This is a genomic window from Bacteroides sp. 41_26 (assembly GCF_949740115.1).
Lineage (GTDB): Bacteria > Bacteroidota > Bacteroidia > Bacteroidales > Bacteroidaceae > Bacteroides > Bacteroides nordii.
This window is the reverse complement of record NZ_CATJGZ010000099.1, coordinates 1-19,081: the sequence shown is the minus strand read 5'-3', so window position 1 is coordinate 19,081 and position 19,081 is coordinate 1. Positions and strand designations below refer to the sequence as shown.

At 41.3% G+C, this 19,081-nt stretch carries 11 protein-coding genes and 1 pseudogene; 6 read left to right on the top strand and 6 right to left on the bottom strand.

Annotation, left to right across the window (positions count from 1 at the left end):
* Positions 1-198 precede the first annotated feature (198 nt).
* From QX565_RS15320 to QX565_RS15310, 3 genes are read left to right on the top strand one after another with little or no spacing between them, the layout of a single operon-like run.
* Positions 199-2,685, top strand: coding sequence for a tetratricopeptide repeat protein (locus tag QX565_RS15320; RefSeq protein ID WP_289293359.1), 2,487 nt, complete (start codon positions 199-201; stop codon positions 2,683-2,685).
* A gap of 52 nt (positions 2,686-2,737) precedes the next feature.
* On the top strand, positions 2,738-4,504 hold the full coding sequence (locus QX565_RS15315; RefSeq protein WP_289293358.1) for an HSP90 family protein: 1,767 nt from the start codon (positions 2,738-2,740) through the stop codon (positions 4,502-4,504).
* A gap of 9 nt (positions 4,505-4,513) precedes the next feature.
* Positions 4,514-5,572 carry a hypothetical protein gene (locus tag QX565_RS15310; RefSeq protein WP_289293356.1) on the top strand — a complete coding sequence of 353 codons (1,059 nt, stop codon included), beginning with the start codon at positions 4,514-4,516 and terminating at the stop codon, positions 5,570-5,572.
* Positions 5,573-5,793: 221 nt separating this feature from the next.
* Here the strand turns inward: QX565_RS15310 and QX565_RS15305 are convergent.
* Positions 5,794-7,323, bottom strand: a pseudogene (locus QX565_RS15305) (glycoside hydrolase family 28 protein).
* A gap of 203 nt (positions 7,324-7,526) precedes the next feature.
* On the opposite strand from QX565_RS15305, the gene QX565_RS15295 reads away from it, so the two are divergent.
* Complete coding sequence (locus QX565_RS15295) at positions 7,527-11,897, top strand: hybrid sensor histidine kinase/response regulator transcription factor (protein ID WP_289293352.1); 4,371 nt, start codon at positions 7,527-7,529, stop codon at positions 11,895-11,897.
* 137 nt (positions 11,898-12,034) lie between these two features.
* Positions 12,035-14,638, top strand: coding sequence for a xylan 1,4-beta-xylosidase (gene xyl3A / locus QX565_RS15290; RefSeq protein WP_289293351.1), 2,604 nt, complete (start codon positions 12,035-12,037; stop codon positions 14,636-14,638).
* Positions 14,639-14,701: 63 nt separating this feature from the next.
* Here xyl3A and QX565_RS15285 read toward each other — a convergent pair whose 3' ends face one another.
* The 5 genes from QX565_RS15285 to QX565_RS15265 all read right to left on the bottom strand — a co-directional run bounded on the left by QX565_RS15285 (position 14,702) and on the right by QX565_RS15265 (position 17,386).
* Positions 14,702-15,094: a DUF6941 family protein gene (locus QX565_RS15285; protein WP_289293350.1), complete on the bottom strand. Its 393-nt coding sequence runs from the start codon at positions 15,092-15,094 to the stop codon at positions 14,702-14,704.
* Between the two features lie 7 nt (positions 15,095-15,101).
* Complete coding sequence (locus tag QX565_RS15280; protein ID WP_289293349.1) at positions 15,102-15,539, bottom strand: hypothetical protein; 438 nt, start codon at positions 15,537-15,539, stop codon at positions 15,102-15,104.
* The gene (locus QX565_RS15275) at positions 15,532-16,032 is read right to left on the bottom strand and encodes a hypothetical protein (RefSeq protein WP_289293348.1); all 501 of its coding nucleotides are present in this window, start codon (positions 16,030-16,032) and stop codon (positions 15,532-15,534) included. Before QX565_RS15275 ends, QX565_RS15280 begins: the two co-directional genes overlap by 8 nt.
* Positions 16,033-16,778: 746 nt before the next feature.
* Positions 16,779-17,066 carry a hypothetical protein gene (locus QX565_RS15270; RefSeq protein ID WP_289293347.1) on the bottom strand — a complete coding sequence of 96 codons (288 nt, stop codon included), beginning with the start codon at positions 17,064-17,066 and terminating at the stop codon, positions 16,779-16,781.
* Positions 17,067-17,113: 47 nt separating this feature from the next.
* Positions 17,114-17,386, bottom strand: coding sequence for a hypothetical protein (locus QX565_RS15265; protein WP_289293346.1), 273 nt, complete (start codon positions 17,384-17,386; stop codon positions 17,114-17,116).
* Between the two features lie 523 nt (positions 17,387-17,909).
* Here QX565_RS15265 and QX565_RS15260 point away from each other — a divergent pair.
* Positions 17,910-18,782 (top strand): Rpn family recombination-promoting nuclease/putative transposase, encoded by an 873-nt coding sequence (locus QX565_RS15260; protein ID WP_289293344.1) that lies wholly within the window; start codon positions 17,910-17,912, stop codon positions 18,780-18,782.
* The last annotated feature ends 299 nt before the right edge of the window (positions 18,783-19,081 follow it).

Genomic DNA, 19,081 nt, shown 5'->3' with positions numbered 1-19,081 from the left:
TTACATATTGATGCCACAACTTCTTCAACTTGTCTTACTGCCAACTCAATCATCAGAAGAAATTAGCTCTATCAATGAAATAGATAAACAAAATTCATAAATTAGTCCGAAGGTTATCAGTTTTTCATTTCTTTGTTGGGTGCAATCCCATAATATTTGTACATTGCGACGACTAAAAACCTCAAAGACCCAATTATTATGGAAATGAATAAAGAAAATTTCGAAAAACTACTCAACCAGATCAAAGCATCCGGAAAGCCTGCTACCGAATGGTTTGGCAAATATACACACGATATATTAATGCATCCCGATAATTGGTGGGAAGCTCTTGCTGTATGTGAATATGCATTAGATAGTAAAGAAAATGAGAAACAAATAGCCGAATTCTTTCACCACATATTTCAGGCCTATGATTGTAATGTAGAGGCAGACCTGAACGACGAAGAATACGCATTCTGGTGGGAAAAGGTACAGGAAACTTGTGACCGTGTAGGTGAGTTTGCAGGTGTAGGACTTGTGCAGAAAGGCTCGCAATATGCCGAAGCACGTTATGGCCTGCGCGATACCAGTAAGTTAGTAGCTTATTACGAAAAAGCTGCTGATATGGGAGACGAGAATGCACAAGCCACTTTTGCCTTTTGGAAATATATGGGTTATTACTGCGAAGCGGACAAAGCTGAAGGTGAACGCCGTTTTGCCACTCTTACCACTCCCGAAGGACTGCATTGGAAGAAATTCTACGAAGCTTGCATCGAGAATTGTGCCGGACATGAAGAAAAAGCATGGGAACTCCGCCAAGAGTTACTGAAGGAACTGCCTGAAGGAGATAAAATGCGTGCCAATATATATGCTATTATTGGCGATGAACTTGATAATGACGAAACAAAAGTTGCCGAGCAAGCTGAGTACTATAAAAAAGCATTAGCTGTAGTACCCAATTTCTATGTTCAGAAAAATCTGGGTACACTCTATTTTAGGAATCCGGAATTAGGGAAAACACAGGAACAAGCTTTCGAGTTATGGGAGGGTGCATGGAAAGCCGGCGTATGGTCAGCAGCCAACTTTTTGGGATATTACTATCAGGAAGAGCCCTGGTTAGATATCCCAAAAGCTATTGAATGGCTGGAAAAAGGAATGCTTTATTGTGAACCGTATTGTGCATATGAACTTGCATTAATCTACCTCTATAATGATGAGTATCAGAATATAGAACGTGGATTATACTGTCTCGAACGATGTGTGGAAGATAATTACATACAGGGAATTGAAAGTCTCGCCATGGTTTACTTTAATGGAGAACTGGTGGAAGAGGATATCGAACGTGCTCACGAACTATTACTGAAAGCTACCGAACTGAATTCCGGAAGTGCTGCATACCGCATCGGATGGATGTATGAACGTGGTATCCTCTCAGAAAATCCTGACTATGAAAAAGCTCTGGAATATTATGAAAAGTCCGCTGCATTGGAAAACAATGATGGATATTGCAGGGCCGCTCTCTATCTGGCAAACGGTTATGCCGGAATAACAGATAAAGCTAAATCCAAAGAGTATTATGAAAAAGCAGCTGCACAAGGTTCTCCTTATGCACTTGTGGAATTAGGTTTCCTCCAGGAGAATGAACAGAACTATGAACAGGCATTCGAATTATTCAATAAAGCTGCCGAACAGGAATATCCTTATGGCATGTACCGTGTGGGCTACTACCTGAGTGAAGGAATAAAAGGTGACGCCCAACCCGAAGAGGGGGCAGCTTGGTATCTCAAAGCTGCCGAAGCCGGTGAAACAGATGCTATGTTTGCTATAGGGCGTTGTTATAAAAACGGATATGGTGTGGAAGAAGATCCCGACAAAGCACTCGCCTGGTATCAGAAAGGAGAAGAAAAAGAAGAGCCCCGCTGTATCACAGAACTGGGATTAGCATATGAAAACGGTTACGGTGTAGAAGAAAACCCGCATAAAGCAGTGGAATACATGACCAAAGCCGCCGGACTAAACTATGGGTATGCCCAGTTCAAAATGGGCGATTATTATTTCTATGGTTACGGTCCCTGCCTGGAAGATAACAAACAAGCAGTAGAATGGTACGAAAAAGCAATTGCCAACGGCAATGCACTTGCTATGCTCCGTCTAGGAGAATATTACCTTTACGATTATGACAAGCTAAATGAAAGTGAAAAAGCATTCACCTATTTCAAGCAGGCGGCAGAACAGGAATTCTACAATGAAGGAATGGGTATTTGCTATGAAATGGGCATCGGAGTAGAAGAAAACGAAACGGAGGCCTTCAAGTACTACACCCTTGCCGCAAACAATGGTAATACAATGAGTATGTATCGTACCGGCCTCTGCCATTATAACGGTGTAGGCGTTAAACAAAACCTTCAGGAAGCCTTCCGTTGGTTCAATGACGCCGCCGGAAATGAAAACATTCATGCCTGTTACTATGTAGGTAAAATGCTAATGTATGGCGAAGGATGTACTCCCAATGCAGAAAACGGCTTGCAATGGTTGCAGAAGGCAGCAGAAGCCGGTAGTGACAAAGCCCAGTTTGAGTTGGGAAATGCTTACCTGAGTGGAAATGGTGTAGAAGAGAACGATGAGATCGCCATGGAATGGTTTGAAAAAGCCGCTGAGAACGGAAACGAAAAAGCATTAAAAATAACAGGAAGAAGAAAAAGATGATGAGATTTATGAAGTATGACTTGACTTATAAATCCCATAAATCCTAAAAATCATGGAGAACGAAAATAATAATCTATTCCAGGTCAATCTAAAGGGGATGATTGCCCTGCTATCGGAACATATCTATAGTAACCCCAACACATTTGTCCGCGAACTGCTTCAAAACTGCGTAGATGCTATCACCGCCCTGCGCAATATTGACGAAAATTATTCCGGACGTATTGATGTATATCTCAATGACGACGGCTCATTAACTTTCCAGGACAACGGTATCGGACTGAAAGAAGAAGAGGTATACCGCTTTCTGACCGTTATCGGTGAAAGCTCCAAACGAGAGACTCCCGATGCCGACGATTACATTGGTCGTTTTGGTATCGGTTTGCTGTCATGTTTCGTAGTAACCAATGAGATTACAGTAGAAAGTCGTTCGGCAATGGGCAAACAAGCCGTTCGCTGGTGTGGAAAAGTAGATGGGACCTATCAGACAACCCTTCCCGCTGAGGAATGGCCTATCGGTTCACGTGTCATTCTGATCCCGAAAAAAGAATGGAGCCATCTCTTTGAGTACGAAACTTTCAAAAAGATTCTTCAAAACTACGGAGAAGTACTGCCCCACCCTATTTATCTGCATAATCAAGGTAAAGAAGAGTTGGTAAACACCCCTGCTCCCGTCTGGCTGGATCCCAAAGCCACTCGTAAAGAACTTCTTGATCACGGAACCAAAGTATTTCAGTCATCTGCTCTCGACGTCTTCCGCATTCATACAGAAAATGGTAAAGTGAACGGAGTACTCTATATACTTCCGTTTCGTACCCAGTTCTCTGTACGCAACTCCCATAAAGTCTATTTAAAACGTATGCTGTTGAGCGAAGATGATTGTAACCTGTTACCTCCCTGGGCTTTCTTTATCCGTTGCCTCATCAATGCCGACGGCCTGTTGTCTACCGCTTCAAGAGAGTCTTTTGTCAGTAATGACCAGCTAAAAGATGCACGTAAAGAGATAGGCAACGCCATTAAAGAATATCTGAAAGGACTGATAGAAAACAACCGGGAAATGTTCAACAAGATTCTCGACGTACACTACTTTCATATTAAAGCAATTGCAGCGGAAGACAATGAACTTCTCCGGCTATTTATAGACTACCTACCGTTTGAAACAAGCAAGGGAATGCGCAACTTCGGAAATATTCGTTCTACGGACAACGTTATCCGTTACACCCGTAATCTTGAAGACTTTCGTCAGGTTCGCCGTATTGCAGGTTCGCAAGGTTGGTTGGTCATCAATGCGGCCTATACCTTTGACGAGACATTGCTGAAGAAATCGGCCCGTCTCTTCCCCGAACTGACTCTGGAAGAAGTCTCTCCCGCCCGTTTGCTCGAACAGTTCGCAGAAGTAGAGGCCAGTGCAGAACATATCGATTTTGAAAAGAAAGCCAGCGAGTTATTGAAGCCCTTCGGATGCATTTGCCGTTTAAAGCACTTCACTCCGGCCGATACTCCTGTTATCTTCGTTGCCGAAGAGAAAGAAACCGGTACAAAAGCGGCCAATAATCCGCTGGCAGCCGTATTAGGTGCTATTAACGCACCAAAACAAACTCCTCCGACGCTGACATTTAATGCCGACAACGAAATGGTACAGACATTACTGAAAATCAAAGGAGACAACAAACTGTTTCAGCACATCATACATATACTTTACGTACAGGCATTGTTACAAGGCCGCTACCCGGTAAATAGCGAAGAAATGACCCTCTTCAACCATTCACTCAGTGAGCTTATGACTACTAAAATGAATGACTTTATAAACTTCCTAAATTGAGAAAGCCTTATGAAATACACCCTCGAAATACAAAAAAGATTACTACAAGTAGAAAATGGTAACCTGTCTCCTCACGAGAAAGTCCTTTTATTGAAAGAAGCTATCCGCATAGCCGATGAGAATGATGATCCACAATGGGCAGTAGAGATGCGTCTGGACTTGATTTACGAACTGAATCTGCTCTCTCAGGCCGAAGAAGAGATAGCCGTATTCTCCCGTATACTGGACGATTACGAAAACAATAAAGATCTTATCTCTGAAAATGATATCCTTTGGAAATATAAGTGGATATGCGGAGCAGCTTTCGACGTACCTGAGGTATCCCAATCACAGATAGATGCTATACTCGAAGATTTTAAAATCCGCACGTTGCGCAACGGATATTCGGCCCGTGCGTACTATCACCTGTTATTCCTGCACTACAACAGAATGCGGCAGTATGATCTGGCTAAAGAATATGCAGACAAAATGCTAAGCGAAAAGTTAGATGATATGATGTGCGAAGCTTGTGAACTGAATCTCCTGTTAGATTACTATCTGGAAACCGGACAATTTGATGAAGCCTATCATCGTGCACAACCGCTTATCAATAAACAAGTCACTTGTTACGAAGCTAATTTAAGAGCATTTCTGAAACTCGCTTATTATGCACAGAAAGCCGGAAAACCAGAAATAGCTTCCGATATGTGTGCCCGTGCAGAAGAGGCATTGGCAGGGCGCGAAAAAGACGAATACCTGCTACTTTACATCGGACAATTTATTACCTATAACTTCATGGTCAATCCGCAACGTGGCTGGGAGTATGCCGAACGTTGTATTCCCTGGAGTCTGAGAACAAGTAAATACAAGAAGTACCGTTTTGGTTGTGACATGACCGAAGCCCTGAAATATGAATCACGCCCGGAAGTAAAGCTGGAGTTACCGGAAGAATTCCCGCTTTATAATGATAGTGGGATATATAATGTAGAAGAATTGCGTACTTATTTCTATAACCAGGCAAAAGAGCTGGCACAACAATATGACGCACGCAATGGGAATAAAGGACATATGGAAAGGTTAGAATATTAATTTAATAATGTGGCAATATGCCAATTGGTATATCGGCATATTGCCACATTATTCACTAAGTAATCGTTCAAAATTATATGATACTATTATTGAAACGCAGAAATTCGCAGATTCACGCAAAGAATATCATCGCTCAAGTATAGCGCAGCTATTTAATCTGCGATCATTTGCGTTTTAATAAAATGCTGCCATAGTATGAATAAAATTTGAAGTAGTACTTATCAATTATTCACCTCATTGTACCCTTTCAAAACTTCACTATCTGATTCTTTCAGAAATTCCTTTACCAATTGCATCCCAAAGCAATTATTAACAACAGCATTCTTCACCTGTTCCAATTCAATTACCGACTGTCCGGGAAGAGATTTCTTTGAACGAACATCGTTCAACATAACCCCGTCACACAGTCTGAATCGAAATGAAGGACCCTTCTTTACTGTAAAATCCACATTATAGAAACGAAGATTCGTAGCCATCTCCGCCTCAAACCCTTCTTCCGCTTCCATATTTATATTCGAGAATGATAGTTCATCTATCGGCATTTCTTCAATACCCTTCACATATCCTACCCGTTTGATACCCGAACCCGTAATATTGCTCAAATGTATATTACGGAATACGGGAGTACGTTCGCTTACAGGTTCCGGCTTGGAATGTTTATCATAAAACAGATCAAAGATAAACGCATTACGCGAAATATTCTTCATCACAATATTGTCTACCCTGATATCTTCTACCACTCCACCACGTCCACGCGAAGCTTTCAAACGGATTCCGGCATCTGTTCCGTCAAAAATACAATTCGATATCACGACCTTTTTCACTCCACCGGACATCTCACTGCCGATAACAACCCCGCCATGCCCGGAGAGCATAATACAGTTGGTAATAGTCAGATTTTCACAAGGTCTTCCGTACTTACGTCCATCTGCATCGCGTCCCGATTTAATGGTAATACAATCATCTCCCACACTAATAAAACAATCAGAGATACGTACATTGCTGCAAGAGGTAGGATTGATACCGTCCGTATTGGGGCCTTTTGGGTTTGCCGAAGGATTTTTGATAGTCACCCCGTGTACTGTGATATTATCACAAAATGCGGGGTTGATAGTCCAGAAAGGAGAATTAATAATTTTCACATTCTCAATCACAATATTAGTACATTCAAAAAATTGGATGAAAGGAGGACGAAACATACGTCGTTCCAATGACGGCTTATAATACTCGGAAACCTCCAGGTCTTTATTAGCATCCACCCACATTTGTTGTAACTTTGTCAGAGAAGGCAGTTTACCGCCATTTTCTTTCAGTGTTTTCTTCGTATCACTTTCCCACGACCACCATTTGAATCCGTTCCCATCGAGCGTCCCTCTCCCGGTAATGGTGAGATTATCTGCACCGTCAGCATAAATCAGAGGAGACAGGGTATTCATCACCGTACCTTCCCAACGAATCCGTACAAACGGAAGATAATCCTCAAAATGATCGGAGAAACGAAGTGTTGCCCCCGATTCTATATTCAGTGTGATATTGCTTTTCATACGTATGGTGGCAGTAAGATATGTACCTGCCGGAAAATAGATTGTTCCACCTCCCTCTGCAGCCGCCTATTCGATGGATTTATTAATCAAATCCGTACAAGGTTTCACACCGGTGAGGTCAGCCCCCAACTGTTTCATATCAAAAGTACGGGCGCCAGCCATGACAGTAACCCACAACAACAAGATACAAATAGATAATTGTTTCATTGACATACAAGTTTTCTTCATTGGTTTCGCACACAAAGATATGCGCTTATTTTCCCTGTAAGGAGGAATATCCGTGCAACATAGAGGAGACAAGGTGGAAAAAACGTGCAAAAGGTCGTATTTTTCGGTTAATGCGTCTCTCCACCTTCTTTATATAATACGTTTTCACTATTTTTGCTCAATTCATTTCAATCTGTAATAGTATGAAAAAGCACCTGTTATTTTTCTCGTTTCTGATAATCCTCTTCCCACTGACAGCCCAGCCACTCTGTCAGATAGAATACTTCACCGCAAATAACGGATTATCGCAGGGTGTAATCACCGCCATACTACAAGATCAGAAAGGTTTTATGTGGTTCAGTACCTGGAACGGACTGGATAAGTTCGACGGTTACAGCTTCAGGAATTACAAAGCATTTCCGGGAGACGGCTGTATGCTAACCAACAATCGTATCGTCTTTATCACCGAAAGTAAATACGGTAATATCTGGTGCCAGACTTATGATGGGCACATTTTTTTGTTCGATACCAAAGAAGAAAAGTTTATTGACGTATTGCAATCTATTGAGGAAGAAACCAAACATATAAACCTCGTCAAACAATTTTACGTATTATCTAAGGGGGTAACCTGGGTGGTGTGTGACAAGGGATTCAATTTTAGAATAGTAGAAGAGGAACTCTATAAAGAAAAAAGCAACAAAGCAGTGACACTTTACAGTCCTTTCAATCAGGGATTGAAAGGAGAAAACGTTTTCAGCATCTATCAGGATGCCGACGGAGACGAATGGATACTGACCGATAAGGGAGTATCCGTGGTTGGTAGAAAAAAAGCAGACAGTGATTTTCCATTCAACTTTATTAAGGAGGTAAACGGACGGATATATCTGGCCTCTACATCAGGTAAATTGGCTGTCTATGATTCTAAAACGGAAAAAGTGAAGTTTACGGATATCCCCTATTCCCTGCAAACAGTATACGCCCTGACTCCTATCGGAGCCAATACGCTTGCACTTGCCACAGATAACGGACTGATTCTGTTTGATACTCAAGAGAAACAGTTCAGCCAGATCAATCTACAAACACCCACACAACCCTCCAACACTGCATTGTCCGTTTATAAAGACCATACAGGAGAACTTTGGATATTCTCAATAACTCCGGGCATTATACGCATCAATCCCGCTAACGGTGAAAAACAACATCTCGCTACTCCACCGAATGAAGTCGTAAAACACGGACGTGCCAATCGTAATGTTCTTTTCGAGGACCGGGCAGGAGTACTATGGCTCATTCCATACAAGGGAAACTTCAGTTATTACGACCGGAAGACCCAACAACTGAAACCGTTTTATACCGCTCCAGGCGATTCACAATCTGCTTTTACTCCGAACATTCGTTACTACCATGCCGACCGGCAAGGAAACCTCTGGTTTGCCGACACACGGGGGGTGGAACGCATGTCCTTTTTCCCACATTCCTACCAACAAAGCCCCATCGACTTTGGAACAGAAATCCGGTCTTTCCTGTTAGACAGCCGAAAGCGCCTTTGGGTTGCATCGAAAAACAATCACATTCGCGTCTATTCTCCCGAAGGAGAACTACTGGGCTTCGTTTCTCCACAGGGAATTATCAGTCCCAACAAAGTACCATTCTTCAGTAGCGCCTATTGTATGATAGAAGACAAAGACGGAATCATCTGGATCGGAACCAAAGAGGAAGGATTGTTCCGCCTGAAAGCAACCTCCGGAGAACGCTTCACCGTACAACAATTTGTTCATCAACAAGAAGATAAATACAGTTTGAGTAATAACAGTATCTACTCAGTTTATCAGGATAGCCGGGGACGCATCTGGATCGGATGTTTCGGAGGAGGTATCAATCTGCTGACAGAATCACAGAGTGGCGAAATCCGTTTTATCCATAGTAACAATGAACTGAAAAACTTCCCCGGAAGCCATTTTATGAAAGTACGCTGCATCACCGAAGCTCCGGGAGGCATTATCATGGCAGGAACGACCGAAGGATTACTCACTTTCTCTAACAACTTCGATCAGCCGGAAGAAATTAAATTCTACCGGAACGTACGAATACCGGGTGCAGCCACCAGTCTGGGAAGTAATGATGTGATGAATATATACACCGATAGCCGAAAGACAACCTATATAGCAACCTTCACCGGAGGGGTCAGCAAAGCACAGTCTTCCAATCTGCTCAGTGACAATATTGAGTTCAAAACCTATACCATCAGAGACGGACTGGCATCGGACCTTGCAGTTTCTATGATAGAAGACCAACAAAAAAATCTTTGGATTGTCTCTGAAAATGCTTTATCAAGATTCAATCCGGAACAAGAGACCTTTGAAAATTACGGAAGTAACTTCCTCCAACAAGAGCTCAACTTCTCGGAAGGTGCTCCTGTAACCAATGTCCGGCAGCAACTGGTATTCGGTTCAGACAAGGGTATCATCGAAATACATCCACAGGAAATAAAGAAAAACGATTATGTCCCTTCCATCGTTTTCACCGGTTTGAAAATACAAGGCAGTCAGTCACCTACCGGCATTGACGATCTGGAGGAACTACTCCTGACACCCTCGCAGAGGAATGTTACCTTTCAGTTTGCAGCACTCGATTATGTAGCTCCTCAGGAGATACACTACGCCTATCGGCTGGAAGGGTTGGAGACGGAATGGAATGATGCCGACAAAAACCGTTCGGCAAGTTACATCAATCTGCCGGCAGGAGAATACCGCCTGCAAGTACGTTCTACCAATAGTGACGGCGTATGGGTAAACAATGTACGTACATTAACCGTAAAAGTATTGCCTACCTTCTGGGAAACTCCCTGGGCGTGGGTACTCTACATTGTGTTATTCATCGCATTTACCAGTACCATTGTTTACATTCTTTTTTATATCTACCGCCTGCGCCATCAGGTAGATATCGAGCAGCAACTTTCGGATATCAAACTCCGGTTCTTCACCGATATATCGCATGAACTACGTACGCCTCTCACCCTCATAGCCAGTCCGGTAACGGAAGTTCTGGAAAACGAACCACTCTCACCAACAGCACGGGGACACCTTACACTCGTACATAAAAACACAGAACGCATGCTCCGTCTGGTCAATCAGATACTGGACTTCCGTAAGATACAGAACAAGAAGATGAAATTACTGGTAGAAGAGAGTGACCTCATCCCGCTTTTACAGAAAGTCATGGAGAGCTTCCGGCTGATTGCCGAAGAAAAACAAATTAAGTACCGGATGGATACCGATATTAAAGGATTGCATATGTGGGTAGACCGTGATAAATTTGAAAAGATATTCTTCAACCTGCTATCTAACGCTTTTAAATATACGCCTGCCGGAAAGTCTGTCATCGTCCGCGTCATTGCAGATAAAGAAAATGTAACCCTGTCCGTAGTAGACGAAGGAATTGGTATTGATCCCAACAAACAAAAATCACTGTTTCAACGATTCGAGACATTGGCACGCTACAACATACTACAGCCCTCATCGGGCATCGGACTATCCTTAGTCAGAGAACTGGTCGAACTGCATCACGGAACAATCGAAGTAGACAGTCAGCCGGATAAAGGAAGCCGGTTCAGTGTAAAGCTACCTCTACGTCGCGAAATATTCGAACAAGATCCTCAGGTAGAATTCATCCTTGAAGACAGTAATTTTTCAACTCCATGCGAAGCGTTACCGGAGCAGCCCACAGAGCCGGAAACGGTTTCTCCGCCTGAGGGAAGTATACCGGATGACAGCGAATCTCTTTCTATCCTCATTGTAGAAGACAACCGGGAACTACGCACTTTCCTGCGGAATATCCTCATAGAAAAATACACCGTAATAGAAGCTACCAATGGGCAGGAAGGCTTTGAACGTGCACTGCAAACCGTACCGGATATCATCATCAGCGATGTCATGATGCCGGTTATGGACGGACTTGATATGGTAAAGAAGATAAAGGCTAACCGGGATATCTGTCATATTCCAATGATTCTATTATCTGCCAAATCATCTTTGGACGACCGCATTGCAGGACTTGAACAAGGCATTGACGACTATATAACGAAGCCATTCAGTGCCACCTATCTCAAAACCCGTATCACATCGCTGCTTCAGCAGCGGCAGTTACTACAAGAGATATACCTGAATAATCTTTCGAAAGAAAAGAGACTACCGGACAAAAACGAATTACTCCCGACACAGCCGCAAGTAACACCTTTCGACGAGCAGTTCATGCAACAGGTAATGCAGTATATAGAAGAACAGATGGATAACTCGGAACTGACCATAGATGATTTTGCTAATAAATTGTTGCTAAGCAGAACCGTATTTTACCGCAAACTGAAATCAATCGTAGGACTGACTCCGGTAGATTTCATTCGTGACATACGTATCAAGCGGGCGGCACAACTCATTGACAGTGGCGAGTTCAATGTATCGCAAGTGGCCTACATGACAGGATTCAGTGATCCGAAATACTTTAGTAAATGTTTCAAAAAACAAATGGGAGTGACTCCAACCGAATATAAGGACAAACAGAAAGTAACGGTTGCATAAGTAGAAAATGGTGGTTACACTTCGTCTGTCCCCCTTTTCTACCAGATATTCCCCCGCTATACGGCCAAAAGCGCGTACTATTGCAAAAGAATATAAACCCTATTACATAAAGTTCATTTAAAACAAAGTAACAGATTATGAAACACCCATTTACCGGCGGCCGTGCCGGAAGAACAGTGGCAATAATCATAGGTATTGGTTTTACTACCCTCCTATCTGCACAGTTGCCTTATCAGAATTCCAACCTGACTCCCGAGCAGAGAGCTACCGACCTTCTACAACGCCTTACTCTTGAAGAAAAAGCATCACTCATGCAAAATGCTTCACCCGCTATTCCCCGGTTAGGAATAAGGCCTTATGAATGGTGGAACGAAGCCCTTCACGGAGTGGCACGTGCCGGACTGGCAACTGTATTTCCGCAAACCATTGGTATGGCAGCCTCATTCAATGACTCATTATTATATAAAGTATTTAATGCTGTATCTGATGAAGCCAGAGCTAAAAACCGGGCCTTCAACGACCGGGAACAGTACAAGCGTTATCAGGGACTGACAATGTGGACGCCCAATGTCAATATCTTCCGTGATCCTCGTTGGGGACGTGGACAAGAGACGTATGGAGAAGACCCCTATCTGGCAAGCCGCATGGGGGTAGCGGTAGTGAAAGGATTGCAAGGTCCGGACACAGCCCGTTATGATAAGCTGCATGCCTGTGCCAAGCACTTTGCCGTACACTCCGGCCCTGAATGGAACCGCCACAGCTTCAATGCCGAAAATATAGCACCACGCGACTTATGGGAAACCTATCTGCCCGCATTCAAAGTACTGGTACAGGAAGCTGATGTAAAAGAGGTCATGTGTGCCTACAATCGTTTTGAAGGCGATCCTTGTTGTGGCAGTAATCGTCTACTGACACAGATACTCCGCAATGACTGGGGCTTTAAAGGTATCATTGTATCCGATTGTGGAGCCATCTCCGACTTTTTCGGGAAGAAGAAACACAATACCCATCCCGATGCTCCCCACGCCTCAGCCGATGCTGTTCTGAACGGAACGGATCTGGAATGTGGCGGCAATTACCGGACACTACCCGAAGCGGTCAAGGCAGGACTTATCAGCGAAGAACAAATAAACACCTCTGTCAAACGATTACTGAAAGCCCGTTTCGAACTGGGTGAGATGGAAACAGACAATCACCCGTGGGCCCTCCCTTATAGTGTGGTAGATTGTCCCGAACACCGTCAGCTTGCCCTGCAAATGGCACGCGAAACGATGACTCTCCTGCAAAACAAAGACAATCTGTTGCCTCTGGATAAGAAAGTCAAAGTAGCCGTAATAGGTCCGAACGCCAACGACTCAGTAATGCAATGGGGTAATTACAACGGAGTACCTTCAAAAACAGCGACACTACTCTCGGCAATACAAGCCAAATTACCCGCTTCGCAAATCTACTATGAACAAGTATGTGGTCTGACGGACGACATCACACTCAGTAGCTTGTTCAATCAATGCAGTGATAACGGCAAACCCGGATTTTCTGCCAGTTACTGGAACAATAAGGAATTCAAAGGCACTCCCGATGCAACTGCTCAACTCTCCACTCCTTTCCGCTTTACCACCTTGGGAGCCACTGCATTTGCTCCGGGAATAGAACTAACCGGTTTTGCTTCCCGCTATCATACCGTTTTCCGTCCTGTTAAGTCGGGAAGTGCCATTTTCCGTGTTCAGACCAACGGCAACATTAAAGCATCCGTGAACGGAGAAGAAGTACTGGACCAGACCAATATCAAGAACCCCGAAAACTTATATACCCTGCAAGTAGAAGCCGGCCAAAGCTATGACATCGACCTGCAATTCACACAAATAAAAGACGGTGCTTACTTCAACTTCGACTTGGTAGAAGAGACTCCCCTAAACCTGAATGCCACACTTGCCCGGTTGAAAGATGCCGACGTGGTCATTTTTGCCGGAGGCATATCACCTCTGCTCGAAGGAGAAGAGATGAAGGTATCGGCACCGGGATTCAAAGGAGGAGACCGTACAGATATTGAATTGCCCGCTGCACAACGCAATGTACTGGCTGCATTAAAAAAAGCAGGTAAGAAGATTGTATTTGTCAACTTCTCCGGTTCGGCTATGGCACTGGCCCCCGAAGCCGGGAACTGTGATGCCATTCTGCAAGCCTGGTATCCGGGACAGGCAGGTGGAACTGCAGTTGCCGATGTATTATTCGGAGACTATAACCCTGCCGGACGATTGCCAATCACCTTCTACAAACATACGGAACAGTTACCCGATTTTGAGGATTACTCTATGCAAGGACGCACTTACCGGTATATGAAAGAAACTCCTCTCTTCCCATTTGGATACGGACTAAGTTATACTACTTTCTCTTATGGTAAAGCCCAAGCAGATAAAAATCTACTGAGCAAAGGAGATAAACTGAACCTCAGCATCCCTATTAAAAACACCGGGAAGAGAAACGGAGAAGAGATCGTGCAGGTGTATATCCGTCGCCCGGCAGACAAGGAAGGCCCGGCAAAAACACTTCGTGCTTTCAAAAGAGTAGAAATAGCCCAAGGGAAAACAGAAAATGTAATGATAGAATTGCCTTATTCGGCTTTTGAATGGTTTGATGCTACCACCAACACCATGCATCCTCTCAGTGGAGTGTATGAGATACTATACGGTAGCAGTTCCAAAGCAGAAGATTTGCATTCCTTACAAATACATGTGAAATAACAATAAAAGCAACTAATTCGCTTCGAATTAGTTGCTTTTATTATACTATTTATTCACACACACTTATGATAAGCCTACCATTAAAGGCAATTCTGCATGAAATCCATTATCCGTATTTACCATTACACGAAAAACTCCCTCTTTTGCGAATTCTACTTGATTAAAATTAACAATAAAATCGATTGTTTTAAAAGGGTTATTACCATCTATTCCACCTTCACTCGTTAACTTACCAGTTACTTCCGGAGCAATTATAGCTTCATTTTCATCTATTAATTTTATTGAAATATTCTCAAATATTTTTTCATCTTTCAACAATCGAAACTTACAAACCAAGGTAAAAGAATATTTAAATGGAAATGAAAGTGAGTTGATCATATTAAATGTACCAACAACAACCAATTTTCCCTGATAATTTTGAGCATTATCTGCTAATGTTAGAATTTCTATTTCCATATAAGGGTTATTTGCGTTCCATTACTTTAACTTTATTTTCCAATAAAGGAACCATTTCTAAATATTTAAATAAACATGCCAAAGGAGTCTTTATTTTCGAGATAGCATATACTCTTGGATTTAAGAAAATTGCCCCATGCCTTCCCGTAACTCCCTCATCCACGGTTAACTTTAATTTTCTTTTGGTCCTAATATAAATACTTATAGCATCAGCTTCTAAGATGTCATCTATCTCACAATGAAAATTCTCTGTACCTTCTTTCTTACAATCTATTCCATCACAAACTTTAACTATTTTAGAAAAAGAATTACGATCACATTCATAAAGCATCATTAACTCCTGCGTATAGGGATTTCTACGAAATCCTTTCCATTCTATCTTTCTAGCATGGGAGTCCGTATGCTCCGCATGTATAACCTCACCCTCTTTTATATATTTAGCCATTACGTTTCTCTAGTAATAAATTAACCTTGGATAAATTAAACGAAAACAAAGAAGTCAAATCCTCTACACTTTCTACATCTTTTAAATGTTCTGACAATTTTAATGCCAATTTTAATCTATCAAGAGTAATGTCATCTGATTCATCAATAATATATTCGCTTTGATTTTCTTCTATTTCTCTATCAAATGCATCTTCTGATAACGAGCCATCAAGCAACTCACAATATAATTTAAAATAATTCCTCTCTATAGTTCTATTATTAACAGCTTTAATAAGAAGGTTTAAAGCTTCTATATCATGATTTCCTAACAGTCTATTTAAGAAATCATTCTCATAAGATTTGGCAAAAACAGCATGAATCTTTTCATTATTCCCGACATCGGAAGTCAACACCCATCCGCTACATCCGGATGTACTGAAAACAGATGTTTCTACGCTATTAAAAGCTGAATCTGAATCTGAATTAGTTCTAAATGTAATTACATCTGCCATATTATATAGATTTTGGGTACAAAGTTAAACAGAATATTGAATTCTTTTGTTCAAAAGAGCTAATAAATGTTTTCTATATGCTGTATAACATCTCTAAATAGTATTTATCAAGATTATTATAATTTAAAAAAATTACTATTGAAAAATATAAATCACTCATATCTCAATATAATAATTCAATATTTGTTTGTAATCCAGTAAAATCCATATTAATTCTTTTTACTATCTCTCATTGAATAATTATTTATATTCTTTCCTTATCTATCTATTATTCCATCTTTTAAAATATCCTGCGATAATATTACAAATGTTTTATTAAGATAGATACATATCGACATATAATCAGCAAAAACAAACAGGTTCAGCACATTTTTTATCAATAGTAGAGACAGAATATTTATTTTCTTTATACTTCAAGTTTAACATCTAACTTTTAGAGAGAATTTGTATAGAATCAACACTTGTTTTCCACAACACCCTCAATCTCAAATTATCAAAACAAGCATTATCTTCTCTATGGGAAATATCCGAAGAGCTCTCTTACTACACTCCATAAGTTACATTTCAGTCTTCATAGTATTGATTAACAAGCCATTGAAAACATGCATTCTTTGTACTACAAAAGTACGTACTTAAGTATGTGTTAAATGTACACTTTTATACCCTAAAAGTACGTACTTTATGCATACAAAAGTGTACACTTTTGCATCTACAAAAACAGAAGTTAAAAATTCCCGTTAACAATGTTAATGGGAAATGATTCTTTTTCCCCGTTTCTCTATCCATATATAAAGCCATTTTAATGGCCTATACTTAAAAAGTCTCTTTGATACAATGGATTTTGCAACAGTTAATTTAGTAACAGTTTCTTTCCCGTATTTTTCTTCATCTGCCCTGGCAAGTTCTAAGGCCGAACATAGCAGACAATAGCCACATTTCAGATTTAAGAAAGAAAGGTCTTTCCAATCTTCCTCAGAGTCTATTTCTTCATAGTAGACTCTCAAGAAATCATAAACATTCCCGAACTTTTCCATATCTGTTTTCATCAGACAGGGACAATCATGAGTATCGGAAATCCATTTCATGGCATCTGATATATAGTGGAATGTTTCTTGTCTGAGTTGTCTATCCGTTCAAACAGTTCATGCAGACACATGATGCGAACCGCTTCTTTATCTGCTATTTTACAACACTCTGTTTCAGATATTTTTACTCGGAGATTCCGGATTGTTTCATCCTGTCGCTCAATACGTATCCACATCATGGCGATGACAGACAATAACATAAAGTATAATAGAATAGCTACTATGCCAACGATGTGAAGTTCTCCCGATAAAGAAAAGCGGTGCCTCATATTGTTTGTTTTTAAAGTTGGAAGTAGGCACAAAAAAACGCACCCAATTCAATTTAGTCCCCAGAGGTGCAGCAAACAACCCAGATAGCATAAACCGAACGGATGCGCATATCGTAGTTGTAGAACATACGAATGGCTGTTCGGTTTAACTTGCTATCTCTTTTAAGTTTGCTGCTTTCCGGGAGACGGTTAAACCAAATAATTATGTATGATACTCCATCCGGGAGTATCACTGCAAATATAGCGAAAAGAAAATACAATGCAATAAAAAGAAGCATTTATATGAGAGGTTTGAATATACTTCACCACAGAGGAACACAGAGTCTCATGTCGTTTTTTATTAGAAATTGTGGTTCTGTGTTCCCCTGTGGTAAATTTGTAATGGATTTGTTGTAGTGAGTTCAATACATTATTTCTCAAAAGCGATCTGAATTTTGATACGGTTATCCTGAATAAGATTACTTTCATCCACATTATCTAAAAAAAAGTCGTAGCTTTGCAATAACTTAAAAAACAGAATGATATGGTACAGCCGGACAAATACATACGGTTTGATTGGGCAATAAAGAGACTCCTCCGCCAAAAAGCCAACTTTGGTGTGTTAGAAGGTTTTTTAACCGTTTTATTGGGCGAAGAGGTGAAAATCATCGAGTTACTGGAAAGCGAAAGCAATCAGCAGACCAGTGATGATAAATTCAACCGTGTAGACATCAAAGCACGTAACAGCAAGGATGAGATTATCATTGTAGAGATTCAAAACACCCGTGAGCTCTATTATTTGGAACGCATTCTCTATGGAGTAGCAAAAGCGATCACAGAACATATCTCCCTTGGCGAACGCTATTATGAGGTGAAAAAGATTTATTCCATCAGCATCTTGTACTTCGACATCGGTAAAGGAAACGATTATCTGTACCACGGTCAGAACATCTTCACTGGAGTGCATACAGGAGACCGCCTTGAGGTGACCACTAAAGAGAAAGATGCCTTAGTACATAAGCTGCCTGCCGAAGTCTTTCCGGAATACTTCCTGATTCGTGTAAATGAATTCAATAAAGTAGCCGTCACTCCTTTGGAAGAGTGGATTGAATATCTGAAAACAGGATGTATCCGTGCCGATACCAAAGCTCCCGGTCTGGAAGAGGCTCGTGAAAAACTGATCTACTACAATATGTCTAAGGAAGAACGACATGCTTATGATGAACATCTGAGTGCCATGATGATACAAAATGACGTATTGGATGGGGCAAAACTGGAAGGACTCATAGAAGGGCGTATGGAAGGACGTGTAGAAGGACGTATGGATATGGCACGTAATTTAAAGAAATTAGGAGTCTCTACAGCTATTATCATGGAAAGTTCCGGATTGTCAGAGCAAGAAATAGAAAAATTATAACCAATATAAAGCTGCCTTTTTACTATAAAGAAGGCGTATACAAATAACAGGTTCTTTTATTCTTCTGATTTAAGATTTGCAAGTGCTCAACTCAATAGTTACAGACTTGAGCACTTGCGAAAGTTAAGAGCCTGTTTAAATTTTCTTCAAATAGGATTTTTCAGCTTCTTTTGAGTTTATTTCCGGTCTATTTTTCCGTTTTTAGTCGTCACATAGCCCGCTATGCTCCTCGTAAAAACGAAAAAATATCCTCAAAAATAACTCTCAAAAGAATGCTGAACAAAATTTAAACAGGCTCT

Excerpts from the sequence above, each read along its gene's own strand:
- QX565_RS15320 (WP_289293359.1), top strand. The coding sequence starts at position 199 with ATGGAAATGAATAAAGAAAATTTCGAAAAACTACTCAACCAGATCAAA.
- QX565_RS15315 (WP_289293358.1), top strand. The coding sequence starts at position 2,738 with ATGGAGAACGAAAATAATAATCTATTCCAGGTCAATCTAAAGGGGATG.
- QX565_RS15310 (WP_289293356.1), top strand. The coding sequence starts at position 4,514 with ATGAAATACACCCTCGAAATACAAAAAAGATTACTACAAGTAGAAAAT.
- QX565_RS15295 (WP_289293352.1), top strand. The coding sequence starts at position 7,527 with ATGAAAAAGCACCTGTTATTTTTCTCGTTTCTGATAATCCTCTTCCCA.
- xyl3A (WP_289293351.1), top strand. The coding sequence starts at position 12,035 with ATGAAACACCCATTTACCGGCGGCCGTGCCGGAAGAACAGTGGCAATA.
- QX565_RS15285 (WP_289293350.1), bottom strand. The coding sequence starts at position 15,094 with ATGGAAATAGAAATTCTAACATTAGCAGATAATGCTCAAAATTATCAG.
- QX565_RS15280 (WP_289293349.1), bottom strand. The coding sequence starts at position 15,539 with ATGGCTAAATATATAAAAGAGGGTGAGGTTATACATGCGGAGCATACG.
- QX565_RS15275 (WP_289293348.1), bottom strand. The coding sequence starts at position 16,032 with ATGGCAGATGTAATTACATTTAGAACTAATTCAGATTCAGATTCAGCT.
- QX565_RS15270 (WP_289293347.1), bottom strand. The coding sequence starts at position 17,066 with ATGGAAAAGTTCGGGAATGTTTATGATTTCTTGAGAGTCTACTATGAA.
- QX565_RS15265 (WP_289293346.1), bottom strand. The coding sequence starts at position 17,386 with ATGAGGCACCGCTTTTCTTTATCGGGAGAACTTCACATCGTTGGCATA.
- QX565_RS15260 (WP_289293344.1), top strand. The coding sequence starts at position 17,910 with ATGGTACAGCCGGACAAATACATACGGTTTGATTGGGCAATAAAGAGA.